This window comes from Streptomyces sp. NBC_00872 (assembly GCF_045161915.1).
In the GTDB taxonomy this organism is placed as follows: domain Bacteria; phylum Actinomycetota; class Actinomycetes; order Streptomycetales; family Streptomycetaceae; genus Streptomyces.
In genome coordinates, this window is record NZ_CP108806.1 from 8,832,036 (window position 1) to 8,852,377 (window position 20,342).

The 20,342-nt window shown below is 68.6% G+C and carries 21 protein-coding genes and 1 pseudogene; 7 read left to right on the forward strand and 15 right to left on the reverse strand.

Annotated features, from left to right (window positions below; translation table 11 throughout):
- Positions 1 to 116: 116 nt before the first annotated feature.
- Positions 117 to 638, forward strand: coding sequence for an RICIN domain-containing protein (locus OG214_RS37125; RefSeq protein WP_363082519.1), 522 nt, complete (start codon positions 117 to 119; stop codon positions 636 to 638).
- A gap of 845 nt (positions 639 to 1,483) precedes the next feature.
- Here the strand turns inward: OG214_RS37125 and OG214_RS37130 are convergent.
- The 4 genes from OG214_RS37130 to OG214_RS37145 form a co-directional block, all read right to left on the reverse strand.
- A complete protein-coding gene (locus OG214_RS37130; RefSeq protein ID WP_363082517.1) occupies positions 1,484 to 2,407 on the reverse strand; it encodes an RNA polymerase sigma-70 factor in 924 nt (307 codons plus the stop codon).
- A gap of 104 nt (positions 2,408 to 2,511) precedes the next feature.
- On the reverse strand, positions 2,512 to 2,985 hold the full coding sequence (locus OG214_RS37135) for a carboxymuconolactone decarboxylase family protein (protein WP_405987290.1): 474 nt from the start codon (positions 2,983 to 2,985) through the stop codon (positions 2,512 to 2,514).
- 248 nt (positions 2,986 to 3,233) lie between these two features.
- On the reverse strand, positions 3,234 to 3,932 hold the full coding sequence (locus OG214_RS37140; protein ID WP_363082515.1) for a type 1 glutamine amidotransferase domain-containing protein: 699 nt from the start codon (positions 3,930 to 3,932) through the stop codon (positions 3,234 to 3,236).
- A 397-nt stretch (positions 3,933 to 4,329) separates the two neighbouring features.
- Positions 4,330 to 5,037, reverse strand: a complete 708-nt coding sequence (locus OG214_RS37145; protein WP_405987291.1) for a class I SAM-dependent methyltransferase — start codon at positions 5,035 to 5,037, stop codon at positions 4,330 to 4,332.
- Between the two features lie 214 nt (positions 5,038 to 5,251).
- Here OG214_RS37145 and OG214_RS37150 point away from each other — a divergent pair, with 214 nt between their 5' ends.
- Positions 5,252 to 5,701: a MarR family winged helix-turn-helix transcriptional regulator gene (locus tag OG214_RS37150; RefSeq protein WP_405987292.1), complete on the forward strand. Its 450-nt coding sequence runs from the start codon at positions 5,252 to 5,254 to the stop codon at positions 5,699 to 5,701.
- Here the strand turns inward: OG214_RS37150 and OG214_RS37155 are convergent.
- From OG214_RS37155 to OG214_RS37165, 3 genes are all read right to left on the reverse strand, one after another.
- Complete coding sequence (locus tag OG214_RS37155; protein ID WP_363082511.1) at positions 5,698 to 5,859, reverse strand: hypothetical protein; 162 nt, start codon at positions 5,857 to 5,859, stop codon at positions 5,698 to 5,700. The two genes, OG214_RS37150 and OG214_RS37155, sit on opposite strands and share 4 nt — an antisense overlap.
- Before the next feature lie 97 nt (positions 5,860 to 5,956).
- A complete protein-coding gene (locus OG214_RS37160; protein ID WP_405987293.1) occupies positions 5,957 to 6,928 on the reverse strand; it encodes an MFS transporter in 972 nt (323 codons plus the stop codon).
- 96 nt (positions 6,929 to 7,024) lie between these two features.
- Complete coding sequence (locus OG214_RS37165; RefSeq protein WP_405987294.1) at positions 7,025 to 7,915, reverse strand: helix-turn-helix domain-containing protein; 891 nt, start codon at positions 7,913 to 7,915, stop codon at positions 7,025 to 7,027.
- Positions 7,916 to 8,054: 139 nt separating this feature from the next.
- Between OG214_RS37165 and OG214_RS37170 the strand changes: the two genes are divergently transcribed.
- Entirely contained in the window at positions 8,055 to 8,972 is a 918-nt protein-coding gene (locus tag OG214_RS37170) for an alpha/beta hydrolase (RefSeq protein ID WP_405987295.1), read from the forward strand.
- A gap of 89 nt (positions 8,973 to 9,061) precedes the next feature.
- On the opposite strand, the gene OG214_RS37175 is transcribed toward OG214_RS37170, so the two are convergent.
- Entirely contained in the window at positions 9,062 to 9,802 is a 741-nt protein-coding gene (locus OG214_RS37175; RefSeq protein ID WP_405987296.1) for a Type 1 glutamine amidotransferase-like domain-containing protein, read from the reverse strand.
- A 177-nt stretch (positions 9,803 to 9,979) separates the two neighbouring features.
- Here OG214_RS37175 and OG214_RS37180 point away from each other — a divergent pair, with 177 nt between their 5' ends.
- Together OG214_RS37180 and OG214_RS37185 are read left to right on the forward strand one after the other, a co-directional pair.
- The gene (locus OG214_RS37180; protein WP_405987297.1) at positions 9,980 to 10,897 is read left to right on the forward strand and encodes a DUF6891 domain-containing protein; all 918 of its coding nucleotides are present in this window, start codon (positions 9,980 to 9,982) and stop codon (positions 10,895 to 10,897) included.
- A 256-nt stretch (positions 10,898 to 11,153) separates the two neighbouring features.
- Positions 11,154 to 11,900: an SAM-dependent methyltransferase gene (locus OG214_RS37185; protein WP_405987298.1), complete on the forward strand. Its 747-nt coding sequence runs from the start codon at positions 11,154 to 11,156 to the stop codon at positions 11,898 to 11,900.
- Positions 11,901 to 12,142: 242 nt separating this feature from the next.
- Here the strand turns inward: OG214_RS37185 and OG214_RS37190 are convergent, their stop codons facing one another.
- Together OG214_RS37190 and OG214_RS37195 are read right to left on the reverse strand one after the other, a co-directional pair.
- Positions 12,143 to 12,268 (reverse strand): hypothetical protein, encoded by a 126-nt coding sequence (locus OG214_RS37190; protein WP_363082504.1) that lies wholly within the window; start codon positions 12,266 to 12,268, stop codon positions 12,143 to 12,145.
- Between the two features lie 326 nt (positions 12,269 to 12,594).
- A complete protein-coding gene (locus tag OG214_RS37195) occupies positions 12,595 to 13,440 on the reverse strand; it encodes an oxidoreductase (protein WP_405987299.1) in 846 nt (281 codons plus the stop codon).
- Between the two features lie 106 nt (positions 13,441 to 13,546).
- Between OG214_RS37195 and OG214_RS37200 the strand changes: the two genes are divergently transcribed.
- On the forward strand, positions 13,547 to 14,461 hold the full coding sequence (locus tag OG214_RS37200) for a LysR substrate-binding domain-containing protein (RefSeq protein ID WP_405987300.1): 915 nt from the start codon (positions 13,547 to 13,549) through the stop codon (positions 14,459 to 14,461).
- A 161-nt stretch (positions 14,462 to 14,622) separates the two neighbouring features.
- Here the strand turns inward: OG214_RS37200 and OG214_RS37205 are convergent, their stop codons facing one another.
- Positions 14,623 to 15,522 carry a polysaccharide deacetylase family protein gene (locus OG214_RS37205; RefSeq protein ID WP_405987301.1) on the reverse strand — a complete coding sequence of 300 codons (900 nt, stop codon included), beginning with the start codon at positions 15,520 to 15,522 and terminating at the stop codon, positions 14,623 to 14,625.
- 386 nt (positions 15,523 to 15,908) lie between these two features.
- On the opposite strand from OG214_RS37205, the pseudogene OG214_RS37210 reads away from it, so the two are divergent.
- Positions 15,909 to 16,112: pseudogene (locus tag OG214_RS37210) on the forward strand (DUF4279 domain-containing protein); the annotation flags it as partial.
- A 251-nt stretch (positions 16,113 to 16,363) separates the two neighbouring features.
- Here OG214_RS37210 and OG214_RS37215 read toward each other — a convergent pair.
- From OG214_RS37215 to OG214_RS37230, 4 genes are all read right to left on the reverse strand, one after another.
- Complete coding sequence (locus OG214_RS37215; protein ID WP_405987302.1) at positions 16,364 to 16,801, reverse strand: glutaredoxin domain-containing protein; 438 nt, start codon at positions 16,799 to 16,801, stop codon at positions 16,364 to 16,366.
- A 263-nt stretch (positions 16,802 to 17,064) separates the two neighbouring features.
- Positions 17,065 to 18,042 (reverse strand): helix-turn-helix domain-containing protein, encoded by a 978-nt coding sequence (locus OG214_RS37220; protein WP_405987303.1) that lies wholly within the window; start codon positions 18,040 to 18,042, stop codon positions 17,065 to 17,067.
- Positions 18,043 to 18,257: 215 nt separating this feature from the next.
- The gene (locus tag OG214_RS37225) at positions 18,258 to 18,746 is read right to left on the reverse strand and encodes a hypothetical protein (protein WP_405987304.1); all 489 of its coding nucleotides are present in this window, start codon (positions 18,744 to 18,746) and stop codon (positions 18,258 to 18,260) included.
- 189 nt (positions 18,747 to 18,935) lie between these two features.
- Positions 18,936 to 20,228, reverse strand: a complete 1,293-nt coding sequence (locus OG214_RS37230; RefSeq protein WP_405987305.1) for a hypothetical protein — start codon at positions 20,226 to 20,228, stop codon at positions 18,936 to 18,938.
- Positions 20,229 to 20,342: the final 114 nt, after the last annotated feature.

The window sequence follows — 20,342 nt, forward strand, 5'->3', positions numbered from 1 at the left end:
GTCTCGATGCTGGCCGATCCGCAAGGTCGCCGCAAGGTTCGTGAGCAGGGCGCGGCGTCATGGTGGAGACCGCCGGACCGACTGGTCCGGCAGGAGTCGGACCGAGGGAGGAAACAATGCGCATTCGTAGCATCGCGTCGGTATCAGTGGCCGCCGTGGCCATGGGAATGGCGCTGGCCACAACGCCGGCGCAGGCGGCGCCCGCCGTCTCGTACGGCCCTTATCAGTTCAAGAATGATTACAGCCATCTGTGCATGGATGTGGCCAATGGCTCAAAGGCCGACGGTGCCCGCATTCAGCAATGGGACTGCTACGGCGGCCCGGCGGAGAAGTGGCGCCTGGACGTGATCAGCACCATCAACGGCGTGAACTACTACGCGTTCGTCAACATGAACAGCGGCAAGTGCCTCGATGTCCCAGGGGGCAGCACGACCCCGGGCGTCGAACTGCAGCAGTGGACGTGCTGGAGCGGCGACATGCAGCAGTGGGCACTGTACAGAGCCGGCACCAGCTCCTTGACCATCAGAAACCTCAAGAACGGTCTCTGTGTGGACGTCAAGGACTGGGGCGGTGCGGGCGCGGCCCTTCAGCAGTGGAACTGCAATGACCTCGCGGTACAAACCTGGCAGTACAGCTGACCCTCGGCCGGGTGGGACGGTGTGCCGCCCATGAACCCACCGCCCGCGACCAGGGGAAACACCGAACCGTGATACCGACCGCCGGCAAACCGTCCTGGCTCTTCGTCAAAGATGTCAGCAGCACAGCCCCGGCCGTCCTCGGCCCGATCCGGATCAACCCCACCTCAGGGCGCTGACACACCCGTGCCGATTCACACGCGCTCGGCCTGCTCGATGTGAGCGGCACGGTGGCCTGATGGGTGGTGGCGTCGGTGACGGTGAGCTCCGCCGCGCTCTGCGGAGGGCGGCGGAGGGCGGCGGAGGGCCGACGGGAGACGCTGAGGGAGACGCTGGGGGAGACGCGGGGAGAGACCGTCGCCTGGTGGGGTCTCGCCTCTTCTCGGCTACCTGTCCGGCCGTGGATCGTCCGGTGTCACCGCTGACCGGCCAGCCAGACCTTCAGCTCGTGCCAGGCGGCCCGCTCCACCGCCTCGGTGTCCTACCACCAGGTGAAGGGCGAGGTCTCGGACATTAGTTCCTCCCGCCAACAGCTGACGCTCTCGTCCAGATGCTGACGAGCGGTCGGGCTTGTCTCCGCCTCCCAGCGGGCGAGCCACGGGGTGACGGAGGAGCTCGCGATCACACAGCACTCGAAAACCTCGCACGCCGAGGTCGGCGGAGACTCCTCCCGCAGGGTCCGCGCCCACCACGCCTCAAGGAAACCGGCGACGGACCGGGCCTGCTCGCGGGGCCACTGCGCCCACCCCGCCGCGGCAAGACCACGAGCCATGAGGTTGTTACGGCGAGTGGGTCGGTCGGCGGGGTTCGGGCAGCGGGTTCGAAATCGGCCTGCACCACGGTCGAGGTCAGTTCATCCGCCGACGGGCCAGCTTCACCTCGCGGTCGATGGCCCAGGCGTCGGCCACCGGCCCGAGGTGGCCGAGCTTGTCAGGGTTGATCACCCCGCGGATGGTCTGAATCCGCCCGCCGAGCACCTCCAGGACCAGGATGTACAGCACCCTGCCCTCCCTGTCGCGGAAGATCGCGCCGGACTGGCCGTTGACCTCGTGCGGCTCGAACGTCACGTCGATCCGGATCAGCCAGGGGAAGACCGTACCCAGCAACCGGGCCACGTTCTCCGCGCCCATGACGGCCTTGGCCAGCTGCGGGGCCTTTCCGCCGCCGTCCCCGACCAACCGCACGTCGGCGGCCAGCAGATTCCGCAGCCCGCCCACATCGCCGTTCTTCAGCGCGTCGAAGAACCGCGTCGCCAGCTCCCGCCGTTCCTCAGGGTCCGCCGCGAACCGCGGCCGCCCGGCCTCCATATGCTGCCGCGCCCGCACCAGCAACTGTCGGCACGCCGCCTCCGAACGCCCCACCGCCGCGGCGACCTCGTCGAATCCGAAGGCGAACACTTCCCTCAGCAAGAAGACCGCCCGCTCCAGGGGGCTGAGCCGCTCCAGCAGCAGGAGCGCGGCCATCGACACCGAGTCGGCCAGCTCCGCCGATCGCGCCGGATCCTGATACGGATCGCTCAGCAGCGGCTCGGGAAGCCACGGCCCGACATACTTCTCCCGCCGCACCCGCGCGGAACGCAGCACATCGATCGAGATCCGTGTCACCGCGGCCGACAGGAATGCCTTGGTCGACGCGGGCCGGGTCGTCGAGGCGTCAAAACGCAGCCATGTTTCCTGCACCGCGTCCTCGGCCTCACTCACACTGCCCAGAATCCGGTAGGCGATCGAGAACAGCAGCGGCCGCAGCTCCTCGAAGTCCTCGACCTTGCTCACGCCGACGTCCCTCCCTCTGAAGCAGCCAGGTCCCGGACCAGTTGCCCGCACCCAGGTCCCTGGCCAGTTACCCGTGTCCGTACTCGTGTTCGTGCCCGTGACGTTCAGTGGAACTGCCCGGGTTCGTAGTCGCCTGCCGGCTGCTGGGTGATGACGTTCAGTCGGTTCACCGTGTTCATGAAGGAGACCAGGACCACCAGGGCGGTGAGCTGCTCCTCGTCGTAGTGCTTGGCGGCAGACGCCCATACCTCGTCAGTGACCCCGCCCGCCGCGTCCGCGATCCGGGTCCCCTGCTCCGCCAGCTCCAGCGCGGCACGCTCGGCCTCGGTGAAGACCGTGGCCTCCCGCCACACCGCCACCAGGTTCAGCCGCACCGAGGTCTCACCGGCGGCGGCGGCTTCCTTGGTGTGCATGTCGACGCAGACCGCGCAGCCGTTGATCTGGCTCACGCGCAGCGCCACCAGTTCCTGAGTCGCGGCCGGCAGCGGCGATTCCTTGATCGTCTTGCCCGCCGACATCATGTGTTTGAGGGTCTTGCCGGCGGTCGGGTTGCCGAAGTAGTTCAGTCGCGCGTCCATGGTCTGCTCCTCAGCGGGTCGCCGGTGGTCGTCGGTGGCTACACCCCCTGAGACGAGGAAGCCCGCCCACCTGTGACATGGTCGAATGTGACCTGGGTCTCCCCGCCGCCCGCCGCCCCGCCTCCGCTGGAGCACCCGCCGCCGGAGCGGTACGTCAGTGAGCGACAGCCCGGCGACGCGGCGAAGTGTCGTGCCAGGCGTTCCAGGCCGCGAGAGATGGGCCGACCGGTCCAGGCTGTTCCCTTGGCTCACCTTCCGAGGACTTTGAGGATTTCCCGGGAGACCGGTCCGGCCGAAGCCGGGTTCTGGCCGGTGTGGAGGTTGCGGTCGACCACGGTGTACGGCTCCCAGACCGGGCCGCGTGAGAAGTCCACGGAGAGCTTCCTGACCTCGTCCTCCATGGTCCACTTGGCCTCGGACAGGAAACCCACGGCGTCTTCCTCGTCATTGGTGAAGCCGGTGACCCGATACCCGTCGAACGGCGATGTACCGTCGGCACGCCTGGTGGCCAGCAGCGCGGCCGGCGCGTGGCAGACCACTCCCAGAGGCCTGCCCGAGGCGAGGGCCTCCGTCAGGATCCTGGCCGAGTCCTTGTCGAAGGCCAGGTCCTCCATCGGACCGTGGCCTCCCGGGTAGTAGACGGCGTCGTAGTCCTCCACGCGGATGTCCTGCAAGGGGATCGGGAACCTCAGTTCGTCGGCACGCTCGATCACCGTCTCCTCCTGGCGGGCGATCTCCGCGCCGCCGACCAGCTCAGGCCACAGGCTCATGGTGTCGACCCGCGGTACCACGCCGCCGGGCGCCGCCACCGTGACCTCGTAACCGGCCTCCGTGAACGCTGTGTACGGGGCCACGAACTCCTCGGCCCAGAAGCCTGTGGGGTGCCTGTGGCCGTCCTTCAACGTCCAGTAACTCGCCCCGGTGACAACAAAAAGGATCTTCGCCATCGAAATCGCCTCCCGGCCTGGCCCGGCGGCCACCGGCCCGGTGACCACCGACCCCGGCCACCACCGGACCGCGGCCCGGCGCTAGCAGTCTGTATACGAGTGGCGCTGGTGCGGCCGGGCGTTGCACAGCCGGAAACGCCCCCCGGGACCGCCGACAGTTCGGGCGGGCGGCGACTCGACGGCATATCGCCGTAGCGTTAACCTCGTGCCCGACTCTCTTCGATCGGTCCGGACAAGGAACTCCGAAATAGGGCGTAAGCGCCACAAAGCCACGATACGCCCCACTTTCCCGCGAAGATAATTCGCCCAAGGTCCGGCGTCGGCGCGCCGACGGCAACGGCAGGGATCGGGGAGAGGCAGGCGACGGTGGTAGGTGGTCAGGGACCGGCCGGGGTGGTCAGGGACCGGCCGGGGTGTGCGCGGGCACGGCAGGACCTCCGGGCCTGCGGGCGTACAGGAACAGATGCTCTTCCGCCCCCATGCCGGGGAAGTCGGGATGGAAGACACTGAGCTGGTTGTGGACGACCTCCAGTCCGGCCGTGCGCAGCAGTTCGGAGTAGACCTCCGCGGGGTAGCTGGTGGCGCGGATGGTCTGTCCCATCCACTCGATCTCGGTGTCGTCCACGTCCAGGGGAACGGCGGCGAGGACGAACAGACCCCCGGGAGCCAGCCAGTTCGCGATCCGGGCGAGGGTGACGTCCAGATCGGCGCGTGGCATCTGCAACAGCGAGAAGAACGCGGTGACCGCGTCCCAGGCCCCCGGGGTGTCGGGCAGGGCGCGTACGTCAGCCAGTTCGAAGCGGGCGGCGGGCACCTGGGCGCGGGCCAGGCCCACCATGGTCTGCGAGACGTCGTATCCCGAGACATGGTGGCCGGCCGCCGCGATCCGCGCCGCGGTCGGCCGTCCGGTGCCCGAGCCGATGTCCAGCACCCTCGCCGCCGGGGGCAGTTGGGCCAGCAGCCAGTCGATCGCCGCGAGCTGTTCGGGCAGGCCCGCGTACGTTTCCTCGTACGTCAGGCCGAGCGTGTCGAAGGGACGGGCCGCCTCCTCCGAGCCGTCGACCTTGAAGCCCGGTACTGGTACGGCCGCTCGTTCCTGGGTCATCGCGCCAACTCCTTTTCCGCTGCTGAGGGATGGCGGTCACCGAACCCGCCGGGACACTACATGGTGAAATCAATTCAGCACGCCATGTAGTCAATAACGAGCCCAATAACGAGCCAGGGGGTTGACCGGCCCGGCAACCACTGGTCCGTGCGGGGGACGACGATGACGGTGAGCACGGAGACGACCGGCCTCGGCGACGTCATATTCTGGACCGGTGAGTAGCGAACCGGTTTCGCCCGAGGACACGGCAGTTCAGCTGATGCGGGCCATGACACGGCTGCGGGCGCGGCTGCGCACCGAGGCCCCGATCGACGACCTGCCGTGGAACTGGTCGCATCTGACCACGCTGCACCGGATTGTGCAGGACAGTCCGGTGACCGCGACCGAGCTCGCCCAGGCCGAGCACGTGCGGCGGCAGTCGATGGGGGAGACCTTGGCCGCGCTACGGACCGGCGGGATGGTCACCACCGCCAAGGACCCGAACGACGGGCGCAAGTCCCTGGTGAGCGCGCCCCCCGCCGGGCGGACGCTGTGTGAGCGGATCCCGGCGGCGCGGCAGGCGTGGCTGGCCGGCGTGATCGGGGCCTCGCTCCGGGCCGACGAGCGCCGGACGCTCGACAAGGCCGCAGCGATCATGAATCGTCTGGCGGACTCCGGGCTCTAGTGTTGTGACGCCTGTTGTGTCGCCGTCTCCCCGGCCGTGCACAGTGTGGCGAGGTCCGCGGTGGTGACGATCTCGGCCTGGCGCGGGAAGACCTTCTCGGTGAGCACCCGGTGCACCTCCGGGTCGATGGCGGCGGTGGTGTTCGTACCAGTGGTCATGTCGATGGATCGGCTCTCTACGGATCGGCTCTCTGCGAACGGGGCGGGTGGTCCGGCCGTGTACGGGACCCTGGTCCGGGCCCCGGACGGTGTGGTGTCAGTTCGCGTGTCGCCGGTCGGCCTTGGCCAACTGGCGGTCGAAGACGGTCATGACGAGGACGAGCGCGGAGATGACGACCAGCACCCACGCGATGAGATGCAGACCGCTGTCGTCGACGCTGCTGTGGAAGGCCGTGCCGGTGATCGCCGCCGAGGCGATCGACCCGATGTAGCCGAAGGTGTGCAGCAGTCCGGGGGCGGTGCCGACCGTGGCGGCGGGGGCCTCCTGGTAGAGGACGGTCTGGTTGGCGACCGTCCCGGTACCGGAGGTCAGGCCGAACACCGCGCTCACTGCGACGACCACCGCCATCGGGGTGCCGCTGCCCACGAACAGCACGGCCACCGCCCCGACGAGCAGCAGTACCGCGCAGACGGTGAGCGGCCGGCGCACCCCCGTTCGCTTCGAGACCATCCGGGCGGTCACGGCGGTCAGGACGCCCATCGGCATCAGCGCCAGCCCAGCCTGGTAGGCGGACAGGCCGCGGGCGGCCTCCAGCCACTGGGTGAGTCCGTAAAGGATCACGTACGTGCCCATCAGCGTCAGGCCGTTGCGCGCATAGGTGCGGGTCAGGGCTCCGTTGGAGGCCAGCAGGCGGACGTCGAGGAAGGGGTGGGCGGCGCGCAGCTCCCAGCCGACCAGCAGAGCGGCGGGGACGAGGGCGGCGGCGAGCGCCGGCCAGTCCGGGCGCGGCAAGCCGGAGAGAAAGATCATCAGCGCGGTGAGCGAGCCGCCGAAGCCCACCATGCCGAGCGGATCGATGCGGGAGGCAAGAGCGCGCGGAGAGCCGGAACGTACCCGCTCGGGGTCCCGTGCGATCCCGGCCAGCGCCAGGATCAGGGCGACCGCCGCGACCGGGATGTTGATCCAGAAGGTGGCCCGGGTCCTGCCCAGCGAGCCGACCAGCAGTCCGCCGATGGCGGGACCGACGGCGACGGTGGCGGCGCCCGTGATAGCCAGACCGCCGAGCACCCCGCGCGGCGGGGCCTCGTGTCCGGCATGCTCGGCGCGGCGGCTCGGTACCTCGGTGCCCCGGCGCCCGGTCCCTCGGTGCGCCGTGGCTGCCGTCTAGTGACGCTTGCCGGGGTCGCGGGTGCGGTCGTCATCCTGATCGGCGACGGGGCCCGCGGACCACTGCAGGAGGAAGCGCAGGGCTTCCTGGGAGCTGGTGCCGGGTTCCGCGGTGAAGGCGACCAGCTGCTGGTCGGGCTGGGAGTCGACGGAGAACTGCTGGACGTTCAGGTCGAGGGTGCCCGCCATCGGGTGGTGGTAGGTCTTGGCGAGCTGTTGTGGGCCGCGTACCTGGTGGCTGGCCCACCACGTACGGAAGTCCGGGTCGCGGACACTCAGCTCGCCGACCAGCGCGCTCAGGGCGGGGTCGTGGGGGTTGCGGCCTGCTTCCATACGGAGGACCGCGACGCAGTCGCGGGCGGCGCGAGGCCAGTCCGCGTAGAGGGATCGGAACGCTCTGTCGAGGAAGGTCAGCCGGATCAGGTTGCGCTCGGCAGGGGGCAGCACCCCGAAGTCGGTCAGCAGGGCCGCGGCGCCGCGGTTCCAGGCGATCACGTCCATACGGCGGTTGAGGACCATCGCGGGGATGTCGGGCATCGTGTCCAGCAGCTGCCGCAGTCGCGGCGCCACCTCCGGCCGGCCGGCGTGCCGGACGGGAGCCGCGGGGGCCACGTCGGCCACGGTGAAGAGGTAGTCGCATTCGTCCGGGGCGAGCCGTAGCGCGTCGGCGAGCGCGTCGAGGACCGAGCGGGAGACCCGGCGGGTGCGCCCCTGTTCCAGCCGGACGATGTAGTCGACGCTCACATGCGCGAGCTGGGCCAGCTCCTCCCGGCGCAGGCCGGGGACACGGCGCGGTCTGCCGTCGTCGGCCATGCCCGCCTCACGCGGGTCCAGCGCGGCGCGGCGGGCGCGCAGGAATTCGCCCAGTTCGTTGCCCTCGGTAGCCACGGAGCCAGTCTCCCGGAGATCGCGGCAGCCCGCCTGGTACTGGCCTGCATAGGCAGGTTTCTCCCTGGTACCCCGCACCGGGTGGCACGACGGTGGAAGCCGTCGGACCACCACTTCGGAAGACTGGAGAGCACCACACATGAGGACAGACGTCACCTTCCTCAGCGACGGCCTGAAGATCGCCGGACATCTGTACACCCCCGAGGACGCCACCGCTCCGCGCGCGGCTCTCGTCGTCGGCCACCCGGGCAGCGGTGTCAAGGAGCAGGCCGCGGGCCTGTACGCACGGCGGCTGGCGGAGCAGGGCTTCGTCACCCTCGCGTTCGACGCCGCCCACCAGGGCGAGAGCGAAGGCGAACCGCGCGGCCTGGAGGACCCGGCCCAGCGGGTCGAGGACATCAGGGCCGCGGTCTCGTTCCTCACCACCCGGGACGAGGTCGATCCCGACCGCATCGGGATGCTCGGTATCTGCGCCTCCGGCGGGTACGGTCTCGCCGCCACCGCGACCGAACACCGCATCAAGGCCGTCGGCACGGTCAGCGCCGTCGACATCTCCCGCCAGTTCCGGCTCGGCGCCGACGGCACCCAGAGCCCCGCCGTCATCCAGGGCATGCTCGCCGCGGCCGCCGCGGCGCGGACCGCCGAGGCCCGCGGCGAGGGTGTCCAGACCTTCAAGATCTTCCCCGACACCGAGGAGGAGGCGCGCGCGGGCGGACCGCATGTCTACGAAGGCTGGGAGTACTACTGCACCCCGCGTGCCGGGCACCCCCGCTCGGCGAAGTCGTTGACCTGGAGCAGCGTCGACCGCATCACCGCCTTCGACGCCTTCAGCTCCGTCGGCCTGATCGCGCCGCGCCCGCTGCTCGTGATCGCCGGCCGCGAGGCGGTGACCTCCTGGATGAGTGTGGACGCGTTCCAGAAGGCGCTCGGCCCGAAGGAATTCCACTGGATCGAGGGCGCCGTGCACAACGACCTCTACGACAAGATCGAGTACGTCACGCCGGCGGTCGCGAAGCTGACCGATTTCTTCAGGAACCACCTGTCCGGGACCGCGTAGGTCCTGTCCGGGCGATCGTGCGACTGCGATCGGCGTGGCGGCCCGACCGTTTTACGGCGGTCTCAGCGTGAGGCCGATCTACGGCGGTCTCAGCGTGGGACCGAGGGCAGCCTGCGGGGCTCGACGCGATCCTCCACAGCTCTGTCGCCTTCGCGTCTGACCAGATAGGCGCCCTTGCCCGGAGCCTCTGTCACCGCCTCCACCAGTTCCGTTCCGCGGTAGACCAGGCCGACTCCGTCGTCGGTGCAATGAGCTGTCGGCAAGGTGCCGTCCGCGACAAGGCGGTGGATCAACGGCCGTCGGCCTTCATCCACGTCGTAATGCACACCGTTGCCGTAGGGCAGGAAACCGAGAGCGTTCGTGACCGGACGCAGTTCCGGCCCGAAGGAGTCGGTCGTGCCTCCTTCGAACCAGCAGATGGATCCCGCGCTGACCCCGCTCAGTACGACACCGGCCTGCCAGGCGCGGCGCAGTATGTGGTCCAGGCGGTGGACCCGCCATACCGCCAGCAGATTGGCCACCGAGCCGCCCATGACCCAGACGACATCCTGCGCGAGCACCGTTTCCTCGATGTCCTCCACGTTCGGCATGGGGAACAGGTGCAGTGGTGTCAGCTCGAATCCTGCTATCCGCGCGGCTTCCGTGATCCGGGCGGTGAAGTGCTCGGCGTCTCCGATCGCGGTGCCGACGTACATGACACGCGGCCGCCGGCCGTGCACGCCTGAGAGGTCGACAGCGTGATGCGCCAGGGCGTCGAACATGACACTGGTGCGCTCTCCGACGCGGAGTCCGCCGGAGGTGGCGACGATGGTTGGTTCCGATGCCGTCATGATCATGATCATAACGCCGGATATGGTGGCGTTCGGCTGTCTGAGTTCAGAAACACGTTCCGCACTTGTCGTTCAACCTCCGGCGCCAGGCAGGGCGGGCCGCCCGGCGGGTCGGTCGGCGGGTCGGTCGCGGGTTCCCGGAGGTCTGTTGTCAGAGGGGTGTGTCAAAGTCTGCGCATGCTCGAGATCGTGGTGAAGACGGAGAACGGGGAGCGGCACGTTCGCGTGTCCGCCGAGGAACTGGCCAGGCTGGTCCGGCGAATCGGCGGTGACGGTGATCAGTTCCTGGTGGTCCACCGGATACCCGATCTGCCCGACGTCTTCGCCCAGGTCTGGCACAGGACCGGCGGGGACTACACGCTGGAACACCGCGACGGCGCCGCCGACCGGCACTTCCGGGTGATGGCCGACGGTTCCGAGGCGGTGATAGCGGCGATGACCGGCTGGGCCCGCGAGGAGTCCGGTTGGGACGCCGGACTGGCCTGGTCGCCGCTGGACATGGGACCCAGCCGCGAGGTGCCACCGCTCGATCTGGACGAAGGCGAGCGCGAGGAGTTGGAGAAGCGTGTTCGCGAGGTGCTGGTCGGTGGGTACGCCGACCGCGCCGAACTGGCGGAGCTCGCCGAGGAGTACCTGGTCACCGCGGACCGCCGGCCCGTGTCGCGCGAGCAGGCGGAGGCGCTGGCCGACCGGATGTGGCTGGAGCGCGTCGCGGAGCAGGCCCATTGGCAGGGCGAGACCGACCCTGAGCGGCTCACCCGCGCGTTCGCCGCCCTTCAGGAGGTCGGTATCACCGCCCGCGAGAACTTCACCTGTTGCCGCGGTTGCGGCCAGTCCGAGATCGGCGGCGAAGGCGGGCCCGACGCCCGTGGCTTCGTCTATTTCCATTCCCAGTGCACGGACTCCGCCGCAGCTGGCCATGGACTGATGCTCCTGTACGGCGGCTTCGACGGCTCGTCCGAGACCACCGCAGCCGTCGGCCACGAGGTCGTGGCCGCCATGGAAGCAGTCGGCCTCCGCGCCGATTGGGACGGTGACCCCGGCCGGGCCATCACCGTCACCCCCATGAAGTGGCGCCGCCGCCTGGTCGGCTAGAGATCGACCTCAGCGGAGCTCGTTCCGAACGCCGTCAGCTCGTCGGGCCTCCGGCGATCCGCATCGCATGAAGCGTGTCCTGACAGGACGTGAAATGCGATGGACAGCGGGATCTCAGCGGTCGTACCTTCGACCCGCCCAAGCCTTCACGCGTCCGAAGAGGTGCATTTGATGACGGTCCAGGTAATCGCGGCCAACTTTCGCCGGCCGCCTTCCCCAACCGTTGTGACCGCCTCGGACCGAAGGAATCCCAGTAGTGGATCTGCCACGTAGTTTCACCATCCGCGAGAGCAGCCATCGCCTCTGCAACCCGTTCACCAGCGAGAAACTGGCCATCCTGGGGCAGGCCATCAGCCCGTCCCCGGGCACCCGCGTGCTCGACCTTGCCTGCGGCAAGGGCGAGCTGCTGTGCACCTGGTCCCGCGAGCATGGTGTGACCGGCACCGGGGTGGACATCAGCACCGTCTTCATCGGCGCCGCCCGCGCGCGGGCCGTGGAGGTGGGCGTGGCCGACCGGGTCGGCTTCGTGCACGCGGACGCCTCGGGGTATGTCGCCGACGATCCCGTCGGCATCGCCGCTTGCGTCGGCGCCACCTGGATCGGCTCCGGCGTGGCGGGCACCGTCGAACTTCTGCGGCGCAGCCTCATTCCCGGCGGCATGATGCTGATCGGCGAACCGTACTGGCGTCGCGAGCCTCAGGACCAGGCCACCGTCGAGGGCTGCCACATGGCCCGCGAGGACGACCTGCTTCCGTTGCCGGAACTGCTCGAACGGTTCGGCGCCCTGGGCTGTGATGTCGTCGAAATGGTTCTCGCCGACCAGGACAGCTGGGACCGGTACGTCGCGGCACAGTGGCTCAACATCCGCCGCTGGCTGGAGGCCAACCCCGACGACGAGCTCGCCGACGAGATGCGTGCGGAACTCACCGCGGCACCCGTCAAGCACGCCAGGTATCAGCGCGAATACCTCGGGTGGGGCGTGTTCGTACTGATGGACCGTTGACACACCACTCCGAGTGAGCCTCGGTGCCACCTGCCGGGGCTCACCCGCGCGGCACCACACCTCGACCACGCCAAAACACCGAGGGCTGAACGCGCCCAGGGTTCGGACGGGCCGCTACCGGCTCGTTGCACCGAGCGGGGCGGGGCGGGGCGGGGCGCGGCGGGTTGGGGCAGGTCCGGAAGGCACGCGTTTCGAGGTGGGGCACGGTGTGGACTTCGTGCGGTTCCGGGTACGGGTACGGGTCAATTGCTGTGCCGGGTGAGGCTGTAGACGAGGATCAGCACTGCCGCTGCCATGACCAGCACGTGTAACCATGCGGGGGCGGCGGTGGCGTCGGCGGCTACGGTCGTGGTGAGCGGGGTCATCATGATGTCTCCTTCGGCGCGGTCGCCCGAGACGGAACCGCGATCGGCGTGTGTGTCCTTCGTGCCCTTTGCATCCTTGCCGCACCGGAGCGGGCCGTGGCATGACGGGCTCGTCCAGCTCGTCCAGCTCGTCCAGCTCGTCCGGCAGTTGGTATGCGTGTGCCCCGGTGTCAGGACGGCAGACCTGTTCCGGCTCAGTCTTCGCGTGTACGGGGCAAGGGCTGCCGACCGGGGGAGGGGCCCATGGCCGGGCAGAGGCGGCAGGCCGGGACACCTGTCCTCGCCGGAGCACGACGCAGATGACGTCCTCTCCTCTTCCTGCCCGGCTGTCACTCCCTGTCGAAGTCCGTCCCCCGGGAGACGTCCTCCCACTCGGTGAGCTCGGCCCGCACGGAGTCCAGGTGTGCGGTCAGGAAGCCGACCGCGTCGCCGCCGAGGGCAAGGCGGAGCGGGGTCTTCTCGGCGTCCAGAGCCAGCCGGATCGCCGCCGCGGCCTTCGCCGGGTCGCCGGGCTGGCTGCCGTCACCGCCCTGCACCATCTGCCGGGTCGCGCCGACCTTCTCCACGTACGCCGGGTTCTCCTCGGAGAAGTACGCGGCGCCCTTGCCGAACAGGTTGGTACGGAACGCGCCGGGCTCCACGATCAGCACCTTGATGCCGAACGGCGCCACCTCGTCGGCCAAGCCCTCCGACAGCTGCTCCAGCGCCGCCTTGGTCGCGCTGTACGCGGAGAACCCGGCGAAGGACAGTTGTCCGCCGAAGCTGCTGATGTTCACGACCGATCCACTGCCCCGCTCCCTCATCTGCGGCAGCAGCGCCCGGGTCAGACGCGCGGGGCCGAAGACGTGCAGCTCGAACAGGTCACGCAGCTCCCGGTCGGTGGTCTCCTCGAACGCCCCTACCTGGGTGCGGCCGGCGTTGTTCACCAGCACGTTCACCCTGCCGTAGCGGGCCAGGACGTCGGCGGCCACCACATCGATCCGCGCGCCGTCGGTGACGTCCAGGCTGATCGCCTCGACACGGTCCGGGTACGCGGCGACCAGGTCGTCCAGCGCCTCGGTCCGCCGGGCGGTGCCGATCACCGTGTCACCGGCGGCGACCGCGGCCTTCGCGATGGCCCGCCCGAAACCGCTGCTCGCGCCGGTGACCAGCCAGACCTTGGCGTTCTCGCTCATCGTCATCTCCCTCGTCAACTGCCGTTCGGGCCTCCCCCGTCGACAGGTCCGATCCTTCGCCAGGCACCAGGGCGGCGTCCAAGACCCGTTGTGATAGCCATGGGTTATGGACGTCCATGGGCGTGATCTGCGCTACTTCATCTCGGTCGCCGAGGAACTGAGCTTCACCCGCGCCGCCGAGCGGTTGTTCGTCTCCCAGCCCGCGCTGAGCAAGCAGATTCGGATGCTGGAGAGGCAACTCGGCGTAGTCCTGTTCGAACGTGACCGGCGGACGGTGCGGTTGACCGCGGTGGGGGAAGCCCTGTTGCCGCACGCCCGCGCGGTGGTGGCCGCCTGGCAGGCCGCGGAGGCGGCGGTGGAGGAGGCGAAGACCGCCGAGCGGCGCACTCTGGTGATCGGCATGTCCACCAGTCCGGGCCGCGGGCTGCTGCCTGCTCTGCGGGCCCGCCTTCTCTCCCGGCATCCGGACGCGCGGCCCGTCCTGCGCCAGGTCAACTGGGCGGATCCCAGCGCCGGGTTGGCGGATGGATCCAGCGACGTCGCCTTCGTCTGGTTGCCTCTGCCGGACGATGACCGTTACCAGTACGCGGTGGTAGCCCGCGAACCCCGGCTGGTCGCGCTCCCGGACGGACACCCCTTGGCGGCGCGGGCCGCGTCCGACCCCGAGGGAAAGGTGGACTTCACCGACCTGCTGGAGGAGCCCTTTCTCGCCCTTCCCCCAGAGGCCGGCCCGCTGCGGGACCACTGGCTCGCCCTGGACGCCCGGGACGGTCGACAGCCGCGGATCGGCGGGGTGGTGGCCAGCGCCGAGGAGACCCATGAGGCGGTCGTCAGCGGCCAGGGGGTGGCACTGCTGGCCACCGGCAACGCCCCGCTGGTCGTCCGGGACGAGGTGATCGCCGTCCCGGTCCGGGGTATTTCCCCGTCTCAACTGGCGGTGGCAGCCTGCCAGGACGACAAACGGACGCTGGTTCTCGCCTACCTTGCGGCTGCGCGGGAGGTAGGGGCCACAACCTGTTGATCAGGCGCCCAGAACGTGGTTGACCTCGCCGGCCCTGCTCTCGCGGCAGCCACCACGGCATGTCATGTCGCCACAGTTCTGCGACCAGCGGATGTCCCGCCACTGAACATGGATGGCAGATTCTCACCGGTGGAGCTCTGAGGGGGAGGCGTACTGCCGACCTACCGGAGGGCGCTGATCTGGGACCAGGCTTGCTGGATGGTGCTGTAGTCGATCACAACGATGTGTTCCCTTTGGAGGAGCTCGCGGGCCTGTGGCGATATCAAGTACTCGTAGTCGCTCTGGCGCACGCGCCAGCTGCTGTCGATCGCCCGTGATTCCTCGCTGCCGAGGCTGGGATGCACCGCCCACTCGCTGAGACCGGGAGGCAGGCCGGCCAGCAGTTGGGTGTAACGGCCCGCCTTGCCGTCGATGTCGAGGGAGAAGCTGTCGAGGAATTCGTTGTCGGTGACCGGGAAGCCCCGCTGCCGCATCTTCCGGCGCCCAGGTTCGAGCCAGACCCGCACGGCCAGGCCGTACTCCGCGGCCAGCGCCACGGTCAAGTCGAGGATGTCGTCGCGTCCGCCGTCGGCGAGACAGTGGAAGTCCAGGTGGGTCGGTGTGAGCCCCGCGTCGGCCACGGCGTTGATCTGCGCACGGAACTCAAGCTCGACCTCATCGAGACGGGCCCGGGCGAGGAGCTCGGAACGCCCGGCGGGCGAGGGGACGAACAGTTCGCCTGCGTCGTCGAGCAACGAGGGCACCTTCTCCTTCCTGGTCAGGGGCCCCCACCGGTAGTGGGGCATTTCGCAGACCAACGTGAGATGGATCCCGAACGGGATCTCCGGCCGTTGGCCGAGAAGCCGCATGGCGTCCGGTGCCGAGGGGCACGGCACCATCAGGCTGCACGACGTGGCAATCCCCTTTTCGATCGAGTCGACCACCGCGGCATTGATTGCGGGGTACATCCCGAGGTCGTCGCAATTGACGATGAGTACCCGGGTCCCAGGGCGGAATCCCAGCAACTCGCTCGACTGAACTGAGGATGCGGCTCCTGCGGGCTCGAAGACATGTCCGTTCATGCCTGCAGTGTGAACCTCCGACCAGAAGTCACGCACGCGAGTTGCGCGCCCGGATGCTCCGACGGTGGGTTTTGATCTTGCTTCCGCCAAAGCCCTGGTCGTTTGCGAACCCGAGCCACCAGCGTCCTCAAACGACATGGCTACTCAGCCGGTCCGAAACCCCTCATCCGACAGATGCGCTGAGACGGGACACTTGAGCTGGTCGGGTGTCCCGTCTCAACGGAGGCGCATGAGTCTCACGGAGCTCGGGAACGGTCCGGTGTCTTCGGGTGAGGCGACGGGGCACCGGCCAACTTTGCTCGCCTTGTGGCCTTTTGGCTTTCGTCTGATCGAACCCGCGACGGTCGATCAGCACCCTATGGCAGCCGCAGAGATATCGTCCCCGGATGCCTCTTCGCCAGTTCGTCTACTTCGCCTTGTTCAGCAAGCACACCTCCGTGGCGGAGATGACCGCGGTGCTGGGCATTGAACCTGACGAGGTCTCCGTCCGCGGCAGCCGCTTCACAGAACCTGCGGTGATCCCGGTGAGCCACTCGTGGAAGATCGTGTGTCGAGAGCCCGGCTTGCGTGTCGATGAGCAGATCAACCGGGGGTGCGAGGCCGGTTCCAGAGGTCGGTAGGTGCCGTAGTTCCCTGCGAGGGAGGCGGTGGCGGCTTCGGCGACATCGGGGCGGGGGCTGGAGACACATGAGGTGAGGAAGTCGTGCACCCCCTGCCCCGTCCAGCCTGCTGCGGGAACAGAGGGCCATCGTCATCTGGTACTGGGCCTCCCAGGTTCGCGCATCACGCACCTCGCGGGACAGGGGCGTACGGATTGCGGATGTCTCTCCACCGCCCCCGGTCACGCGGAAGGCGAGAGCTGTCGGCGCACCCATTCAGGATCGGGGTTGACGTGCGGCCGGCCCGCCACGAGGACGGTCGGTACGGTCTCGTTGCCTTCGTTGGCTGCCCTCACCACTGCCGCTCCAGCCGGGTCACGCCAGATGTCGACCCAGTGCAACTGGCGGGCGCTACGGCCCAACCGGATGCGCAGTCGCAGACAGTACTTGCAGCCCGACCGCCAGAAGACGATCGGCCGGCCGTCGGCCGCGCTGCGGCGTTGTGCCTCCAGCGCACCGATCGACCTCGGGAAGATCAGAGGCGAGTTCATGCCTGTGAGCAGCACGAACACCAGCAGGAGTACCACAGCTGTGCCGGGGCGCCCCTGGAAGATCAGGCCGGTCGCAACGACTGAGCCGCAGAGCGCTAGCAGTATCGGCAGGATCCAGGTGCGCGTCATGATGACGCAGCCTATCGATGAGTCGAAAGGCTCCTCGATCTGCTCGATCCACGCCGGACGAGATTCGGGCTGCGTCCTGGGGAGCGCTGTTCTCGGCTGCTGGAAGATGCGCGAACACGAGACTCGTCGTTGGCGCTCTCGCCCGGACACCCGGCCCTGTCGGACCTGGACCCGACGGACCGCGACGCGTGAGCGCGGCGGAGGACAGGAACGGGCCACCTGCTGCGGAGCGTGTCCGGTTCCTCCTGGCCCGAGCGAGGGATCTACGTCGAGGTGCCGAGGGCGTGGTGCCGGTAGTCCTTGGGTGGGATGCCGTAGGTGGCGCGGAAGGCACGGGTGAAGGCTGTGTGGTCGTTGAATCCCCAGCGGGTGGCGATGCGGTGGATGGGGACTGCTCGTTGTGCCGGGTCGGTGAGGTCGCGGAGAGAGCGTTCCAGTCGCTGGCGGCGGATCCACGCCGAGACGGTGGTGTCGTGCGCTTCGAAGAGGCGGTGCAGGTAGCTGACGGAGATGTGGTGTGCGGCTGCGATGAAACCCGGGGTCAGCCGCGGTTCGGGCAGGTGCTGCTGGACGAACGCCTGGATGCTCAGGAGCAGGACGTGCCGGTGGGAGTCGGGGGGTACGAGGGTGTCGGCATCGAGATGATGGGCGAGTGTCGCCGTCAGCAGGTCGAGGGCGACGGTACTCAACCGGCTGACGTCTGCCGGCCGGTAGGAGCCGCTGTCGCTGGTCAGACTGGTGAGGAACTGGGTGAGCAGCGCCCCCACCCCCGCGCTGCCGGGCAGACGCACCGCCAGCAGCCGGTCGGCACCACCCGCCGGCAGCGCCAGGAGTGCCCGTGGCACATGGGCGCGCACCAGCGTGGTGGTGTCATGGCCAGGGGCTATCCGGATGTGAAAGGGCTGTGAACTGTCGTACACCGCGAAGTTGTTCGTCCCCAGCGCCGTGTCGTGACCGGCCTGGGATACCCCGAGCTGCCCGCACAGGGCGAACACGACCGAGTACAACTCCGGATCGGACTTCCGGATCAGCTTCGGTGTCCGCTGCACATCGGACGGCGAGCACGTCAACTCCACGACATTCACGGCCCCGAGGTCCAGCGCCCGCGCGGTGGCACGGAAGTCTTCCGCGGCATCACTTCTCACCCGCATGGGGTGCACGCTGTTCACCTGAAGATCATCGAAGCGGGCCAGGCGCTCCTCCGGTGGCAGATCCTCACTCCGGAATATCGTCTTGATCATTATTCGCCCCCTTAGGTATTTCGAGAGGTGGCCGATATGCGGTCCGGCCGTTCTCAGCCACCATGCCGGGATCTCTCGCCGATTTCGCTCGCGCCTGCGTCGGTCGGTCGGTCGACAGGACAGTCACATCGGCGAAGTTGATTTTGATCGACTCGCCGTTCTGTTGGCACAAGTGATCTGTCACGAGTTCTGGCCAAGTCGGGATCCTGTTGCACCTACAGCACTCCGGGAGTGAGGATTGCCCGGAAGTTCTCGCCGCCGTACAGCGACTCGTAGCGGATCTCCAGGTAGAGCCGGTGGTTGATCAACTCGGTGAATTCGACATGGTCTCTGCGGTAGTCGGAGAGTCTCAGCAGGTACTCGTCATATCCGGTGGCCAGGTACTGCGGCTCGCGGAAGGTCATGACGGTGGGCCACAGGCCGAGGGCGGTGCGGATCCGGTCCGCGCTGGCTTTGCTCCAGGGGCCGATCTTCTCTCCGTCGACCATTACGACAGTGCTGGTCACCACAGCTGGGCCGAGTCCGGAGTTGGTGAGTCTCAGCCCTGCCACGGGGCCGGGCACCAGGGTGCGCTGCAGTACCAGGAGAGGACGGACGGAGTTGCGGTTGTGTCGGCGTGCCGCGCGTCCCTGGAGGACTGAGACGACGAGTGAAGCGACGGCGATCACTACGGCTGACGCCGCGATAACGGTTTCGCTGTCCATAGCAATCACCCCGGAGTCGAGGCCAGGAAGACAGGCCGACCAGGAGCATATGAAGGCGTGTTGGGGGACGGCAGTACGCAACCGGCCGTCTCCTGGCCGACAGGCGCGGCAGCGACTGGTCGTGGGCGAAGCCGTACCCGTAAGAAGGCCGAACTGGTCGGAATTCAAGGCCAGTGGTGCGGGAAGTGATCACAAGCCGGCGGCGGTGAGGATTCGATACATCGATGAGGGCCGCAGCGCGGAGTTGGCAGCGGCATCGTCGGCGACCTCGGGGTCCGCGTCTGATAGCAGTTGCTCCAGCAGCGCTTCCGTGATGTTGGGGTGGCGGGCGACCCCGCGGCGCAGGAAGGGCTCGGCGTCGACGGCGAGTTGCTGGAGGGATGCCACGGGCAGTTCCGGGTCTTGCAGGGCGACGTAGCGGACGTTCGGGCTCGGTTCGTCGACGAACGTACGCAGCGTGTGACGGGGGAAGTTGGGGTGGTCGACGAGCAGCGGCCGGATGTGGAACACGTCGCCGTGGGCGCGGACAAGCCGTTCCAGGACCTCCGGTGGTGCGTCCGGCCGACGGGCGGCAGCACGGCGGACCTTGAGTTCCCGGTCGTTGTCCAGCAGACGCCATGCCTCTTCAGGAAGGTCGTAGCAGGAGGCCAGTACACGCCGGAACGTCGCGTACCGGCAGTCCAGGTAGGTCATCCGCTCGTCGAGTGGCGCATCGCGCAGCCAGTCCGGTTCGGCGAAGTCCCAGTTCAGAGCCACCTCGGCGTCGATGCTTCCGTCCGCGCGTTCGGCTTCTACGAGCGCGTACAGCCGGTCGCGGGTTTCGGCGTCCACATGGCGGCTGTGCGTCACCGCGATCCGCACGAGCGGGTCGTCGATGTCCAGTAGCCGGGCAACCATCTCCGCCGACAGATACGGGTTTTCGGCGACGGCCTGATGGACTCCCTCGTCCCCGCTCCGTATGAGCCGCGCGAACTGGTCCGACGTGAGCGGGACGTAGCGAGCCACGTTGACGCGCACGGCGGGGTCGGCGAGGCAACGGTCCGTCCACTCGGGCGGGACACCCGGTTGACTGTGTTCGGTGGCGGCTGCACGGACCTGGCGATCCGGGTCGGCTAGTAGTCCCACTTGCGCGGCGAGAGGCCGGTCGTACCAGGTTCGCGCGACCGCGGCACGCAGCCTCGGACTCGGTGCGCCGGCGAGTGCTGTCCGAGGCCGGCCGTAGGCTTCCTCCAGGGCGGCGATGCCGATCGGTACCCCAAGGTCCACCATGTCTCGGACGAAGTCCGGGTACGCGTCACGGATCGCCGGATCGGGATGCTCGGCGAACCTGCGGCGCATCGCCGGGGAGAGCCGCTCCCCGTGGAGGCTCACTGCGGTTTCCTTGTCGCCGTGCGTCAGCAGAGCCTCGACGACCGCGTCCGCCAGCCGCCCGCGACGCAGCGATATCCCATGTCGGCCGACCGCGTGTGCGGCCAAACGCACCAGTACATCCTGAGGGGCCGCTGGGTTGCGTCCAAGCCCGGACAGTCGCGGATGATCGAGGCTCGTCATGCGCCCAACCTAACCGGCCCCTGGTGCGCCACGGAGGCTGTGCGG

Bases quoted from the DNA above. Each gene is read 5' to 3' on its own strand.
- OG214_RS37175 (WP_405987296.1), bottom strand. From the start codon at position 9,802: ATGACGGCATCGGAACCAACCATCGTCGCCACCTCCGGCGGACTCCGC.
- OG214_RS37220 (WP_405987303.1), bottom strand. From the start codon at position 18,042: ATGATCAAGACGATATTCCGGAGTGAGGATCTGCCACCGGAGGAGCGC.
- OG214_RS37135 (WP_405987290.1), bottom strand. From the start codon at position 2,985: ATGGACGCGCGACTGAACTACTTCGGCAACCCGACCGCCGGCAAGACC.
- OG214_RS37195 (WP_405987299.1), bottom strand. From the start codon at position 13,440: ATGAGCGAGAACGCCAAGGTCTGGCTGGTCACCGGCGCGAGCAGCGGT.
- OG214_RS37180 (WP_405987297.1), top strand. From the start codon at position 9,980: ATGCTCGAGATCGTGGTGAAGACGGAGAACGGGGAGCGGCACGTTCGC.
- OG214_RS37140 (WP_363082515.1), bottom strand. From the start codon at position 3,932: ATGGCGAAGATCCTTTTTGTTGTCACCGGGGCGAGTTACTGGACGTTG.
- OG214_RS37225 (WP_405987304.1), bottom strand. From the start codon at position 18,746: ATGGACAGCGAAACCGTTATCGCGGCGTCAGCCGTAGTGATCGCCGTC.
- OG214_RS37170 (WP_405987295.1), top strand. From the start codon at position 8,055: ATGAGGACAGACGTCACCTTCCTCAGCGACGGCCTGAAGATCGCCGGA.
- OG214_RS37200 (WP_405987300.1), top strand. From the start codon at position 13,547: ATGGACGTCCATGGGCGTGATCTGCGCTACTTCATCTCGGTCGCCGAG.
- OG214_RS37155 (WP_363082511.1), bottom strand. From the start codon at position 5,859: ATGACCACTGGTACGAACACCACCGCCGCCATCGACCCGGAGGTGCAC.
- OG214_RS37190 (WP_363082504.1), bottom strand. From the start codon at position 12,268: ATGATGACCCCGCTCACCACGACCGTAGCCGCCGACGCCACCGCCGCC.
- OG214_RS37125 (WP_363082519.1), top strand. From the start codon at position 117: ATGCGCATTCGTAGCATCGCGTCGGTATCAGTGGCCGCCGTGGCCATG.
- OG214_RS37205 (WP_405987301.1), bottom strand. From the start codon at position 15,522: ATGAACGGACATGTCTTCGAGCCCGCAGGAGCCGCATCCTCAGTTCAG.
- OG214_RS37215 (WP_405987302.1), bottom strand. From the start codon at position 16,801: ATGACGCGCACCTGGATCCTGCCGATACTGCTAGCGCTCTGCGGCTCA.
- OG214_RS37145 (WP_405987291.1), bottom strand. From the start codon at position 5,037: ATGACCCAGGAACGAGCGGCCGTACCAGTACCGGGCTTCAAGGTCGAC.